Origin of the sequence: Pseudomonas putida, from assembly GCF_005080685.1 — a bacterium.
GTDB lineage: Bacteria > Pseudomonadota > Gammaproteobacteria > Pseudomonadales > Pseudomonadaceae > Aquipseudomonas > Aquipseudomonas putida_V.
Genome location: NZ_CP039371.1, coordinates 4,886,214 through 4,898,657 on the forward strand (window position 1 = coordinate 4,886,214; position 12,444 = coordinate 4,898,657).

Here is a 12,444-nt window from a genome sequence, read left to right on the forward strand (position 1 = left end):
CTCACATGTGCACGAACTTTGCCCAGGCCCCATGCAAGCGCGGGCAAGCCCGGTGAAGGGCTTGCCCGCGAACAGGCTGTGCGCTCAGCGCGCTGTCAGGGCTTTTTCACCGCATCCTTGACGTCACCCTTGACCTGTTGCGCCTCGCCCTTGATTTCCTGGGCCTTGCCCTCGGCGCGAAGTTTGTCGTTGTCGGTCACCTTGCCGACGCCCTGTTTGACGTTACCAATCGCTTCGTTGGCCAGGCCTTTCGCTTTGTCTTTGGTGCCGCTCATGGCAAATCTCCTGTAATTCAGACACGGGAAACCGTGTCGACAGTCGGTGGACCGAAGCCCCTGCGCAGGAGTTTCAAAAGCTTTTCGCGGCATAAGCCGAGCGGTAAATCAGCGGGCGAATACCGCACCGAATCGCCCCCGGGGCCCTGCCCGCCGAGCGCAGGCTGCCCTAGTATCCCCGGCAAAAGGCAGCCCCATGCAGGTTGCCCCCTACAAGAACAACAGCTTCCGGATACCCGCACACATGCGTCTGACACCTTTGTTCGCGGCCTTGCTGCCGCTGCTTCCCTTGCCTGCACTCGCCAGCCAACCCACCGGCGAGCACATCCTGCAAGTCGACCACTACGCCGACGACGACAAGCCCGGCAGCCTGCGCTGGGCCATCGAGACCAGCAACCGCGACCCTGGCCGCTACCGCATCGAGATCGCTGCCGTGGGCCAGGCGCCGTACGTCATCCGCCCGACCCGCGCCCTGCCGGAAATCAAAGGCCCGGTGCGCATCACCGGCTTGCCCTGGGCACAAAATGGCCAATACATCGCCATCGACGGCGCCGGCTACATCAAGGACCAGGGTGTGCACACCTGCCCTGGCGCGTTGCCAGGCCAGTTCGGCACCAACGTACGCACCACCACCAACCCCGGCCTGGTGCTGCGAGACACCCAGGGCGTGCACCTGAGTGGCCTGGAGGTGCGCAACTTCTGCATCGGCATCCTGGTCAACCGCGCCAGCAACAACGTCATCGAGGACAACCGCATCGTCGCCAACAAGGGCGGCGCCGGGATCATGCTCACCGGCGACGATGGCGCGGGCAATGCCACCGCCACTACCACGGTCAACAACAAGGTGCTGCGCAACCAGCTGATCGACAATGGCGATGGCCTGGAGCTGACCCGTGGCGCGGCCTTCAACCTGGTGGCCGACAACCTGTTCCGCTCGACCCCGGCCAACCCCGAGCCATCCCAGGGTATCGAGATTCTGCTGGGCAATGACAACAGCGTGGTACGCAACCGCTTCGAGAATTACTCCGACGGCCTGCAAATCAACTGGGGCAAGCGCAACTATCTGGGCGCCAACACCTTCAGCGGCAATTCGATCGGGGTCAGCGTCACCGGCGAGGGCAACATGCTCGACGGCAACCTGATCCACGGCAACCGCATCGGCGTGGCATTGCGCCCCGAGCCCGACGTCACCGCCACGCGCCTGAGCGGCAACCGTATCTGGGGCAACAGCCAGGACATCCGCCGCTGCGAGGCCGGTGGCTCATGCGTGCCGAACCAGCGCACCGGAGCCATCGTCTTCGGCGTGCCGGCCCAGGCCCATGCGCTGTACGTGGGGTCACGCGGGGTGGGTGCGGACCTTGCGAAGAAGGACCAGGCGGTCATCTGCGACGGCAACGGCGAGCCCAAGCCCTGCCAGCCGCTGCCCAACCATAACCAGCAGCCACCAAGGCTGCTGGCACTGGATGGCAATGTGCTGCGCGGCGAAGTGCAGGGGCCGGCGTCGAGCCTGCTGCGCATCGAGTTGTTCGGCAATGCCGAGGCAGGTGCTACCGAGGCGGAGCAGTATCTGGGCGAGGTGCTGGTCAATAGCGATGCCAAGGGCCAGGCGCGCTTCGCTCAGCCGCTGGAGAATGCCGGTGGTTTGAACAGCTTTACCGCGACGGTGACCACCGCCGATGGCGCGACTTCGGAGTTGAGCCTGCCGATTCGTCGCTGAGGCCACCGGCCCCATCGCCGGCAAGCCGGCGCCTACGGCGAATCCCTGTAGGCGCCTGCTTGCCGGCGATAGGGCCATCACTCACAATGCAGCTCTTTAGCGTCAACCCGCAGGAACCTGCATGAAACTCGACAAACCCGCCGCCATCGCCCGGCGTAACGAAGCCCTGGCAAGGCCGGTGCTGACCCGCGACAACACCCTGTTCGCCATCCTCGACCGCAAGCGCAACCTGTGGTGGTTCGAGGTGCCGGTAGCGCTGCTGCGCAAAGGGCAGCCCGACTGGGTCAACCTGCTGCTGCACACGCCGGAAAGCGACGAGCTGCAACACCTGAAGGTGCCGGTCAATTTCCTCCGCGCTCACCAGGAGCAGATGGAGATCCGCCACCCCGGCAAGCGCCGCTCGACCATCAGCCTGGCCCTGAGTGCCGACCGCGACTCGCTGTTGCGCGACACTCGCCCAGGCGGCGATCAGCTGGACTTCACCCCCTTCGTCCAGGCCTGATCAGGCCTGCTCGATCCGGTCGTCATGGATGACGATGCGGCCCTGCTTGAACAACGCGCCAATCGCCTTCTTGAAGTTGCCCTTGCTGACGTTGAACAGCTGGCTGATGACTTGCGGATCGCTCTTGTCGCACACCGCCAGGCTGCCGCCTTCGGCTTCCAGGCGCGCCATGATCTGCTCCTGGAGGCTGTCGCCGAGGGCCTTGCCCACCGGTTGCAGGCTCAGGGCGATCTTGCCGTCATGGCGCACTTCCTTGACGAAGCCCTCCACATGCATCCCCGAACGCAGGAACTTGAACACCTCGTTCTTGTGGATCAGCCCCCAGTGGCGGCTGTTGATGATGGCCTTGAAGCCCATCGGCGTCTCGCCGGCCACCAGCAGCTCGACCGGCTGGCCAACGCTGTAGTCGGCCGGGGTACGGTCGAGGTAGCGGTCCAGACGGGCGGTGGCGGTGATACGCCGGGTGCGCTTGTCGAGATAGGCATGGACCACGCAGTAGTCGCCGATCTTCAGCGGCCGCGACTCTTCCGAATACGGCATGAGCAGGTCCTTGGACAGGCCCCAGTCGAAGAAGATACCGGCGTTGTTGATGTCCTTGACCTTGAGGCTGGCGAAACCACCGACCTGCAGCTTGGGCTTCTCAGTGGTGGCGATCAGCTGGTCTTCGCTGTCCAGGTAGACGAACACGTTGAGCCAGTCGTCGATCTCGGTCGGCGTGTCGTTGGGGATATAGCGTTTAGGCAGGAGGATCTCGCCGTCCGCACCGCCATCGAGGTACAGGCCGAATTCCACGTGCTTCACGATTTGCAAACTGTTGTAACGCCCAAGTAGAGCCATTTCCGATGTTCCTCAAGACAAGGCAGCTATTCTACACCTGAAGCCGGCAAGCTGCCCGACCGCTGATTCGGTTGAACCGCGTTGCCGCGCACTGCGTCTACCGATTGGCCCGCCACTGCCAGGATTCGCACATGCCTTTACGCCTGTCCAAAACCCTGCTCATCGCCCTCGGCTTCATCGTGGCACTGGCCGCCTGCACCCGTATCGACCTGGCCTACCGCAACCTCGACCGCCTGGTGCCCTGGTCGCTGGACGATTACCTGGACATGAACAGCGAGCAGAAGGCGCTGCTCGATGACCGCCTCAAGCAACACCTGGCCTGGCACTGCAAGACCCAACTGCCCGGCTACCTCGACTGGCTCGACCGGGTGCGCGACATGGTCGCCGAGGATCAGGTGACCGACCAGGCCCTGCAACAACGCACTGACGAAGCCCGCCAGGCCATTGGTCGGGTGGCCGAGGCCATCACGCCGTCGGCCGCCGAATTGCTGCGCGGCATGAGCGACGCCCAGGTGGCGGAAATGCGTGATACCTTCCGCGACGATATCAGCGAGCGGCAGAAGAAGTACGTCGACACGCCAGTGGCCCAGCAGATCATCCGGCGCACCGAGCGCATGGAGAAACGCCTGACACCCTGGTTTGGCGAGCTGACCCCGACCCAGCAGCAGCGCGTGCAGGCCTGGTCTCAGGCGCTGGGTGACCAGAACCGCGAGTGGATCGCCAACCGCGCGCACTGGCAGCAACAATTGCTGCTGGCGATGAACCAGCGCAACGACGCCAGTTTCGAGCCACGCCTGGCGACCTTGCTGCAGCGCAAGGAGAGCTTGTGGACCCCGGAATACCGGGCGGCGTACCAGAACACCGAGCAGCAGGCGCGTAGCTTGCTGGTGGACCTGGTGCAGCAGAGCACACCGCAGCAGCGGCGGTTTCTGCAGGATCGGCTGAGCAAGGTGCGGGCGGATTTCAGTGGGCTGAAGTGTTTGAAGAGTTGAACGCGTACATCAGGACCGGCCTCTTCGCGGGCAAGCCCGCTCCTACAATCGCCACAGCGCCCGATAACTGTGGTGAACCTGTAGGAGCGGGTTTACCCGCGAAGAGGCCGGCACAGCCAACCTCAATCACCGCCCCCTGCGCCGATACGGAAACACATCGATCACCCTCCCCTCACGGATCGCCGCCTGCAGCCCCTTCCAGTAATCGGCGTCATACAACTCCCCATGCAACCGGCTGAACAACCGGCGCTGCCCCATGTCGGCAAACAGAAACGGTGGAAACTCCTCGGGAAACACATCGTGCGGCCCGATCGAGTACCAGGGCTCGCCGGACATCTCGTCCTCCGGGTAGCGCGGCGGCGGGATATGGCGGAAGTTCACCTCGGTCAGGAAGCTGATCTCGTCGTAGTCGTAGAACACCACCCGGCCATGGCGGGTGACGCCAAAGTTCTTCAGCAGCATGTCTCCTGGAAAGATATTGGCCGCGGCCAATTGCTTGATGGCCAGGCCATAGTCCTCCAGCGCCTCCAGCACCTGGGCCTCGCCGGCATGCTCCAGGTACAGGTTGAGCGGGGTCATGCGCCGCTCGGTCCAGCAGTGGCGAATCAGCACCGTGTCGCCTTCGAGCACCACGGTCGACGGCGCCACCTCCAGCAGCTCGGCCAGGCAGTCGGGCTCGAACTTGCCAAGCGGGAAGCGAAAGTCGGCGAACTCCTGGGTATCGGCCATGCGTCCCACCCGGTCGACGCTTTTCACCAGGCGATACTTGGCGATGACCGTGGCGCGATCGACCGTCTTCGCTGGCGAGAAACGATCCTTGATGACCTTGAACACCGTATTGAAGCCCGGCAGGGTGAACACGCTCATGACCATGCCCCGCACCCCCGGGGCCATGACGAAACGGTCGTCGCTGGCGGCCAGGTGATTGATCAGGGCGCGGTAGAACTCCGACTTGCCGTGTTTGTAGAAGCCGATCGAGGTGTACAGCTCGGCGATGTGCTTGCCCGGCAAGATGCGCTTGAGGAAGCTGACGAACTCGCCGGGCACCGGCACATCGACCATGAAATACGAGCGGGTGAAGGAGAAGATGATCGACACCTCGGCCTCGTCGGTGATCAGCGTATCGGCCTCGATGCCGTGGCCTTCGCGGTGCAACAGGGCAATCACCAGCGGCCATTGCTCATCCAGGGTGTGCAGGCGCCCGACCAGATAGGCACCCTTGTTGCGGTACAGCACAGAGGAAAACAACTCCACGGCCAGTGCCGGGTCCTTGCATACCCAATCTGGCAGGCTGTCGCGCAACTGGCCCTCGAGCCGCGCCAGATCGGTCTCCAGGTCGGCGTAGGGCACCTCGAAGGGGTGCTCGGCGAAGATCGATCGCAGCAGGTCATGCAGCCCGGCCTTGGGGCGATAGGTGCAGGTCTGCGCGGCTCGCTCGTGGGCGCGCATCGAAGGCCGGGTGGTGTGGATGAACATGCAGCCGTCGCTGATCAGGTCGTGGCTGAACAGGCTGCAGAACAGCGAGTTGTACCAGGTTTCCGCCAACTCATCGTCCAGACGCGGATCGATCAGGTGTATGTAGGCATTTTTCACCAGCGGCCACTGTTCCACGTCGAGCAGCACTTCGGCGGGGATGGTTTGACGTAAGCTGGTGTTGACCTCGACCACCTTCTCTTCATACAGACTGATACGCGCGGCGGCGGCCTGCTGGATGTCCTGCCAGCGCGCCTGCTCGAAGCGGGCTTGGGCGCCAAGGGTGATGCGCCGGAAGTGCTCGCGGTAGTTGTCGAAGCCGACGAGGATCAAGCGGGCGATCTCGGCTGCGGGCCAGGACTGGGGCATGCGGGCGTCTCGATGCCAGGGTGGGAATACACAGCTTAGTCGTGGTTGGCTGTGGCTACCGGCCCCATCGCCATCGCCGGCAAGCCGGCTCCTACAGAAAGCACCACGGTCGCGGTAGGAGCCGGCTTCCGGCGATAGGGCCGGGACTGATTCGCAGCGCAAGAAAGCACAAGAACCCACCGCCCACGTCACGTAAACTCCCCGCCCTGCCTTGTTCCCGGAGTACGTCGTGAGCCCCATCGCCCTAGCCCGCCTGCTGACCCTTGCCGCTGTCTGGGGGGCGAGTTTCCTGTTCATGCGCATCATCGCCCCGGAACTGGGCACCTTGCCGACGGCGTTTTTCCGGGTATCGATCGCAGCCCTGGGCCTGATCGCGATCCTCGCCATCACCCGCGTGCGCTGGGCATTCCAGGGCAAGCTCGGGGCCTGCCTGGTGCTGGGCATGATCAACTCGGGCATCCCGGCCACCTTCTATTCAGTGGCGGCGCAGGTATTGCCGGCCGGCTACTCGGCGATCTTCAACGCCACCACGCCACTGATGGGCGTGTTGATCGGCGCGCTGTGCTTCCGCGAGCCAATGACCCTGCCCAAGCTGTCAGGCATCTTCCTCGGGCTGCTCGGCGTCGCCATTCTCAGCGGCGCCGGCCCCGTGGCGCTGGACGCCGGCTTGCTGCAAGGCGCCCTGGCCTGCCTCGCCGCGACCACCTGCTACGGCTTTGCAGGCTTTCTCGCCAGGCGCTGGATCAGTGGCCTGGACAGCCGCCTGGCGGCACTGGGCAGCATGCTTGGCGCAACACTGATGACCACGCCACTGTTCGCCTGGAGTGCAATCACGCAACCACCGGCCAGCTGGGGCGGCTGGCAGGTGTGGCTGTCGCTGCTGGGCTTGGGGCTGCTGTGCACGGCGCTGGCCTACATCCTCTACTTCCGCCTGCTCGATGAAGTCGGGCCGGTGAAAGCCAGCACCGTGACTTTCCTGATCCCGGTGTTCGGCGTGCTGTGGGGAGCCTGGTTGCTGGATGAACCCCTGTCGATGGCGCACCTGTATGGCGGGCTGCTGATCGGGATGGCGCTGTGGCTGGTGCTACGCCCCACACGCAACGGGTGACCCTGCGCCGCGCCGTTTCACCTACGAATCAATAGCCCGCCTTCGTTACCTCTCCCTGCCCCATCGCATCGCACGGAAGCGATGCCTTGCGCACTTTCGTGCCACATAGAAAACCTTGTTTCATATATAAAACAAACTATTTTCACCTACCAAGTTACAACCGACTGATAAATAACGACATTTTATTTAAATGAAGGAATTGTGCTAACTGGCATTGTTCATGCACTAAACGGCGTATCACCTATAAAACAGACCAGAGAGTTCTCCCATGGCTGTGAAAGAGATGTACGCAATCGCTGCGCAGTGGTCCGCCCCCCATTCGAACATGGAACCTGCGCCCACCGAAATCGAGTTTCGCAACGTCGGTAAAGCCTTCCCGACCAAGGGCCAGGCAGACGCACCTTTCGCCATCCGGGGGGTGAACTTCCAGATCCGCCGCGGTGAAGTGGTGTCGATCATCGGCCCGTCCGGTTGCGGCAAGAGCACCATCCTGAACATGGGCTCGGGCCTCTACCGCCCCACCGAAGGCCAGGTGCTGGTCGGTGGCGAACCGGTGACCGGCCCGGTGCCCAAGGTCGCGTTCATGCTGCAGAAGGACCTGCTGATGCCCTGGCGCAGCATCCGCCGCAACGTCGAACTGGGCCTGGAGATCCAGGGCATGCCGGCCAGCCAGCGCAAGGCCATCGCCGAGAATCTGCTGGCGCGCTGCCACCTGCAAGGCTTTGCCGACCACTACCCCTTCCAGCTGTCCGGTGGCATGCGCCAGCGCGCCGCCCTGGCCCGCACATTGGCCATCGACCCACAGGTGCTGTTTCTCGACGAGCCGTTCTCGGCCCTCGATGCGCAGACCAAGATGATCCTCCAGCAAGACCTCGCTCGCATGCTGTACGAGGAAAAGAAGACCGCCCTGTTCATCACCCATGACCTGGTCGAGGCCATTGCCCTGTCCGATCGCCTGCTGGTGATGAGCGCCCGCCCCGGCACCATCATCGAAGAAATCGAGATCGACCTGCCCCACCGCGACAACCCGCTGGAACGCCGCAAGTTGCCGGAAATCGGCCCACTGGCCGGCCGCCTGATGGACTTGTTGCACGTTGGCGCCGACCACCAATTGCATTGATCGACGTTCACTACCCTTCGCCCCCGGGAGTCAGCATGTTCAATACACCGTTCAAACGCATCGCCCACGCCGCCCTCATGGCGCTTGGCCTGAGCATGGCCCTGCAGGCGCAGGCCGAGCCGACCAAGGTCACCTACCTGCTGCCGGCGCCGCCTAGCCTGCCAGCCTTCGCGCCCTGGATCATCGCCAAGGAAAAAGGCTACTACCAGGCCCAGGACCTCGACCTCACCTTCATCGCCGCCAAGGGTGGCGTCGACGTCGCCAAGCAGATCGGCGCCGGCAACGCCCTGGTCGGTGGCGCCATCGGCGACACGCCGATCATCGTGCGGCCCAATGGCATTCCGGTTCGCGCCGTGGCCGTGCTCGGTGGCGGCGGGGTGACCATGGTGGCCACCAATGCCGCCGCCAATATCCACAACATCGCCGACCTCAAGGGCAAGACCCTGACCGTGATGTCGTACTCCGACACCACCTACTACGCCCTGCTCGCCTCGCTGCGCAAGGCGGGCCTCGGCAAGGACGATGTCGACATCCAGGCCGCCGGCCCTTCCGGCGTGTGGCAACTGTTCTCGGCCAACAAGGCCGAGGCCATGGCCGGCGTGCCGGACTGGGTGATCAACGCCGAGGACGCCGGGCTCAAGTACCAGTTGATCCCACGCGACCAGGTGTTCGAGAGCATGGCCCAGGCGATCCTCGCCTCCGACGATGCCATCGAGCACCACCCGCACGTGGTGCGCGGCGTGGTCCAGGCCACCCTGCGCGGCCTGCAGGACATCATCGACGATCCCAAGGCCGCCGCCGCCACCTTCGCCCGCGCGGTGCCTGCCTATGCCGGCAAGGAAGCGTCGCTGGAGAAGACCCTGCGCCTGTACGTGGATTACGTCTACGCCGGCCAGACCGTACCTGGGCGCATCGACCCGGCGCGCCTGGACGCAGTACGCAAGTTCTACGTGAGCGAGGGCATCGTGCCGCGTGAACCGGCGCTCGACGAGCTCTACAGCAACCAGTTCATCGACACCCAGACCGCAGCCCAATGACGGCTCCGGCAACCAAGGTATCCGCCTGATGAAAAACCTCAACACCTCCATGCTCGGCAGCCTTGCCCTGCTCGCGCTGTTCCTCGTGCTCTGGCAATGGGGCCCGCGCCTGCTCGGCATGCCCGAGTTCGTCATGCCGCCACTGAGCCGGGTGGCCGAGGAAAGCGTGCTCATGTGGCACAGCGGCAACCTCCTCGAACACACCTTGATCACCGCCTTCGAAATCATCGTCGGCTTCGCCCTGGGCGCCCTGCTGGGGGTGTCCATCGGCGTCTCGCTGGGCCTCTCGCCCTCGGCCGAAGCCATGCTCTCGCCGTACATCCTGGCCCTGCAGATCGCGCCCAAGGTCGCCTTCGCCCCGCTGTTCGTGATGTGGCTGGGCTACACCATCTACCCGAAGATCCTGATCGCCATCCTGATCGTGTTCTTCCCGGTGATGATCAACGTGCTCTCGGCCATCCGCACCGTCGACCCGGACATGATCAACCTGGTGCGCACCATGAATGCCAGCCGCTGGCAGATCTTCCGCCTGGTGGAATTCCCCTCGGCCATGGCCGCGCTGTTCTCCGGCCTGCGCATCGCCTCGACCCTCGCGGTGATCGGCGTCACCGTCGGCGAGCTGGTCGGCGGCAACCAGGGCCTGGGCTTCCTGCTGGTGGACGCTGAGGGCCAGGGCAACACCGCAGGCGTGTTCGTGGCCATCGTCATGCTCACCCTGATCGGCGTGCTGGCTTACGGCGCCGTGGTCTGGGCCGAGAAGCGCGTGCTCCATTACCTCCCCAAAGCCATGCTGAGTACTTCGTGATGACGCATTACAACAACCTCCTCGAAGGCCGCCGCGTGCTGGTGACCGGTGGAGCCCGCGGCCTGGGCTACGCCTTCGCCCAGGCCATCGCCCAGGCCGGCGCCCGCGTGGTGATCGCCGACATCCTTGCCGGACGCGTGCAGCAAGCGGCGTGCGAGCTGAGCGAACAGGGCCTGGACGTCAGCGGTGTGAGCCTCGACCTCGGCGACCCGGCGTCGATTAGCAATTGCATCGAGCGCACCGTCAAGCGTCTCGGTGGCCTGGACGGTTTGGTCAACAACGCCTCGATCACCAATTCCGGCGGCAAGACCTGCGAAGAACTGGACATCGAGACCTGGGACCAGGTGATGCAGGTGAACGTGCGCGGTACCTGGCTGATGACCCGCGCCGCCCTGCCCGCCCTGCGCGAAAGCGGCCGTGGCGCCATCGTCAACCTGGCCTCGGACACCCCGCTGTGGGGCGCGCCGAACCTACTCGCCTACGTCGCCAGCAAGGGTGCGCTGATCGCCATGACCCGCAGCCTTGGCCGCGAGCTAGGCGCCGACAACATCACCGTCAACGCCATCGCCCCCGGCTTGGTGCAGGTCGAGGCCACTGCCTACGTGCCCGAAGCCCGCCACCGCCTGTACATCGACCAACGCGCCCTCCAGCGCCCACAACTGCCCGACGACGTCAGCGGAGCCGTGCTGTTCGCCCTGTCCGACCTGTCGCGCTTCATCACTGGACAAACCCTGCCGGTCAACGGCGGGTTCGTTATGCCCTGAGCAAGGAGACTGCCATGACCGACCTTTCCCTCCAGCCCCAAGCCGTAGCCACCGACGCACCGAAAAGCTGGGATCGCCCGGCAGGCGCGGACCTCGCCGAGTGGATGCAGACCCGCATCGCCCGCTACGAGACCCGTCGCTACGACTGGGACGCGCTGAAGTTCCAGGCCGACTACGACCCCAAGTTCCGCCGTGCGCAGATGCGCTACGTGGGCACCGGGGGTACCGGTGTGGGCAGCGACATGAACACCATCGCATCCGAGCACTTCACCTTCTCCACCATGGTCATCCCAGCCGGCCATGAAGGGCCACCCCACCTGCACACCGACGTCGAGGAAGTGTTCTTCGTGCTGCGCGGCAAACTCAAGGTGGTGATCGAAAAGGACGGTGAACGCTTCGAGACCATCCTCACCGACCGCGACCTGATCTCGGTGCCGCCAGGGGTCTACCGCGAAGAAATCAACATCGGCGATGAGGACGCGCTGATGTGCGTGATGCTCGGCGCCAAGAAGCCGGTCACCCCGACCTACCCGCCAGCCCACCCGCTGGCCTCGATCAAGCGCGGGTAAGCCCATGTCGGTTGCCGAAACATTCGCCGCAGCGTTGCCGGACCTGCTCCCGCAACACTTCCCCGAGCGCCTGCTGGGCCTGGGCGACAGCCAGCAGGCCATCCGCGAAGCGGGCAGCGGCGCGGCCATCGTCCTGCTGCACGGCATCGGCTCGGGCGCGGCGAGCTGGCTGCAGGTGGCCCAGGGCTTGTGCCACAAGGCGCGGGTCATCGCCTGGGACGCGCCGGGCTACGGCAACTCTGCAGCGCTGGCACAGGCCCGGCCTCGCGCCGAAGACTACGCCGGACGCCTGCAAAGCCTGCTCGATGCCCTGGATATCGAACGCTGCGTGCTGGTGGGCCATTCGCTGGGCGCACTGACCGCCGCAGCCTTTGCCCAGCGCCACCCGCAGCGTGTCCAGCGGCTGGTGCTGCTCAGCCCGGCACGCGGCTATGGCGCGCCGGCACAGGCCGAGCAAGGCCGCGCAGTGCGCGCCAAGCGCCTGGATGACCTGGCGCGGGTAGGGATCGCCGGCCTCGCCGAAGCACGCAGCGCCAACCTGCTGTCACCTGCCGCCGACGCCCGCGCGCTGGCCTGGGTGCGCTGGAACATGGCCCGGCTCAACCCCCAGGGTTATCGCCAGGCCATCGAGCTGCTGTGTGGCGATGCTTTGCTCGACCACCTGCCCCACAGCGTGCCCTGCGAGGTGCATTGCGGCAGTGCCGACGGCATCACCCGCCCCGAGGACTGCCGCGCACTGGCTGAAGCCTTCGCGGCGCCCTTCAGCCTGATCAACGGCGCCGGCCATGCCTGCGCCATCGAACGACCCGAATTGGTGACCGAGCTCCTGGCCCGGGCACTGCAAGCCTCACTCACAGGTAGCCTGCAATGAACGAT

The 12,444-nt window shown here is 64.8% G+C and carries 13 protein-coding genes; 10 read left to right on the top strand and 3 right to left on the bottom strand.

What is annotated here, in order from left to right:
- Window positions 1–95: 95 nt before the first annotated feature.
- A complete protein-coding gene (locus E6B08_RS22580) occupies window positions 96–275 on the bottom strand; it encodes a CsbD family protein (RefSeq protein WP_136916045.1) in 180 nt (59 codons plus the stop codon).
- Between the two features lie 244 nt (window positions 276–519).
- On the opposite strand from E6B08_RS22580, the gene E6B08_RS22585 reads away from it, so the two are divergent.
- Window positions 520–1,992, top strand: coding sequence for a right-handed parallel beta-helix repeat-containing protein (locus E6B08_RS22585; RefSeq protein ID WP_136916046.1), 1,473 nt, complete (start codon window positions 520–522; stop codon window positions 1,990–1,992).
- A gap of 121 nt (window positions 1,993–2,113) precedes the next feature.
- Entirely contained in the window at window positions 2,114–2,494 is a 381-nt protein-coding gene (locus E6B08_RS22590; RefSeq protein ID WP_136916047.1) for a hypothetical protein, read from the top strand.
- Here E6B08_RS22590 and E6B08_RS22595 read toward each other — a convergent pair whose 3' ends face one another.
- A complete protein-coding gene (locus E6B08_RS22595; RefSeq protein WP_136916048.1) occupies window positions 2,495–3,331 on the bottom strand; it encodes a S1 RNA-binding domain-containing protein in 837 nt (278 codons plus the stop codon).
- A 131-nt stretch (window positions 3,332–3,462) separates the two neighbouring features.
- Between E6B08_RS22595 and E6B08_RS22600 the strand changes: the two genes are divergently transcribed.
- The gene (locus E6B08_RS22600) at window positions 3,463–4,323 is read left to right on the top strand and encodes a DUF6279 family lipoprotein (RefSeq protein WP_136916049.1); all 861 of its coding nucleotides are present in this window, start codon (window positions 3,463–3,465) and stop codon (window positions 4,321–4,323) included.
- A 126-nt stretch (window positions 4,324–4,449) separates the two neighbouring features.
- Here the strand turns inward: E6B08_RS22600 and aceK are convergent, their stop codons facing one another.
- Window positions 4,450–6,165 (bottom strand): bifunctional isocitrate dehydrogenase kinase/phosphatase, encoded by a 1,716-nt coding sequence (aceK, locus tag E6B08_RS22605; RefSeq protein ID WP_136916050.1) that lies wholly within the window; start codon window positions 6,163–6,165, stop codon window positions 4,450–4,452.
- A gap of 229 nt (window positions 6,166–6,394) precedes the next feature.
- On the opposite strand from aceK, the gene E6B08_RS22610 reads away from it, so the two are divergent.
- From E6B08_RS22610 to E6B08_RS22640, 7 genes are all read left to right on the top strand, one after another.
- Window positions 6,395–7,273, top strand: coding sequence for a DMT family transporter (locus E6B08_RS22610; RefSeq protein ID WP_136916051.1), 879 nt, complete (start codon window positions 6,395–6,397; stop codon window positions 7,271–7,273).
- A gap of 283 nt (window positions 7,274–7,556) precedes the next feature.
- The gene (locus tag E6B08_RS22615; protein WP_192938699.1) at window positions 7,557–8,393 is read left to right on the top strand and encodes an ABC transporter ATP-binding protein; all 837 of its coding nucleotides are present in this window, start codon (window positions 7,557–7,559) and stop codon (window positions 8,391–8,393) included.
- Window positions 8,394–8,428: 35 nt separating this feature from the next.
- On the top strand, window positions 8,429–9,430 hold the full coding sequence (locus tag E6B08_RS22620) for an ABC transporter substrate-binding protein (RefSeq protein ID WP_136916053.1): 1,002 nt from the start codon (window positions 8,429–8,431) through the stop codon (window positions 9,428–9,430).
- A 28-nt stretch (window positions 9,431–9,458) separates the two neighbouring features.
- Entirely contained in the window at window positions 9,459–10,235 is a 777-nt protein-coding gene (locus E6B08_RS22625) for an ABC transporter permease (protein WP_136916054.1), read from the top strand.
- Entirely contained in the window at window positions 10,235–10,999 is a 765-nt protein-coding gene (locus tag E6B08_RS22630; protein ID WP_136916055.1) for an SDR family oxidoreductase, read from the top strand. Before E6B08_RS22625 ends, E6B08_RS22630 begins: the two co-directional genes overlap by 1 nt.
- A 14-nt stretch (window positions 11,000–11,013) precedes the next feature.
- Window positions 11,014–11,568: a cupin domain-containing protein gene (locus tag E6B08_RS22635; RefSeq protein WP_136916056.1), complete on the top strand. Its 555-nt coding sequence runs from the start codon at window positions 11,014–11,016 to the stop codon at window positions 11,566–11,568.
- A 4-nt stretch (window positions 11,569–11,572) separates the two neighbouring features.
- A complete protein-coding gene (locus E6B08_RS22640) occupies window positions 11,573–12,439 on the top strand; it encodes an alpha/beta fold hydrolase (RefSeq protein WP_136916057.1) in 867 nt (288 codons plus the stop codon).
- The last annotated feature ends 5 nt before the right edge of the window (window positions 12,440–12,444 follow it).

What these genes read in the sequence shown, in the direction of transcription:
- E6B08_RS22585 (WP_136916046.1), top strand. Translation starts at nt 520, where the DNA reads ATGCGTCTGACACCTTTGTTCGCGGCCTTGCTGCCGCTGCTTCCCTTG.
- E6B08_RS22635 (WP_136916056.1), top strand. Translation starts at nt 11,014, where the DNA reads ATGACCGACCTTTCCCTCCAGCCCCAAGCCGTAGCCACCGACGCACCG.
- E6B08_RS22620 (WP_136916053.1), top strand. Translation starts at nt 8,429, where the DNA reads ATGTTCAATACACCGTTCAAACGCATCGCCCACGCCGCCCTCATGGCG.
- aceK (WP_136916050.1), bottom strand. Translation starts at nt 6,165, where the DNA reads ATGCCCCAGTCCTGGCCCGCAGCCGAGATCGCCCGCTTGATCCTCGTC.
- E6B08_RS22580 (WP_136916045.1), bottom strand. Translation starts at nt 275, where the DNA reads ATGAGCGGCACCAAAGACAAAGCGAAAGGCCTGGCCAACGAAGCGATT.
- E6B08_RS22590 (WP_136916047.1), top strand. Translation starts at nt 2,114, where the DNA reads ATGAAACTCGACAAACCCGCCGCCATCGCCCGGCGTAACGAAGCCCTG.
- E6B08_RS22600 (WP_136916049.1), top strand. Translation starts at nt 3,463, where the DNA reads ATGCCTTTACGCCTGTCCAAAACCCTGCTCATCGCCCTCGGCTTCATC.
- E6B08_RS22615 (WP_192938699.1), top strand. Translation starts at nt 7,557, where the DNA reads ATGTACGCAATCGCTGCGCAGTGGTCCGCCCCCCATTCGAACATGGAA.
- E6B08_RS22595 (WP_136916048.1), bottom strand. Translation starts at nt 3,331, where the DNA reads ATGGCTCTACTTGGGCGTTACAACAGTTTGCAAATCGTGAAGCACGTG.
- E6B08_RS22625 (WP_136916054.1), top strand. Translation starts at nt 9,459, where the DNA reads ATGAAAAACCTCAACACCTCCATGCTCGGCAGCCTTGCCCTGCTCGCG.
- E6B08_RS22630 (WP_136916055.1), top strand. Translation starts at nt 10,235, where the DNA reads ATGACGCATTACAACAACCTCCTCGAAGGCCGCCGCGTGCTGGTGACC.
- E6B08_RS22640 (WP_136916057.1), top strand. Translation starts at nt 11,573, where the DNA reads ATGTCGGTTGCCGAAACATTCGCCGCAGCGTTGCCGGACCTGCTCCCG.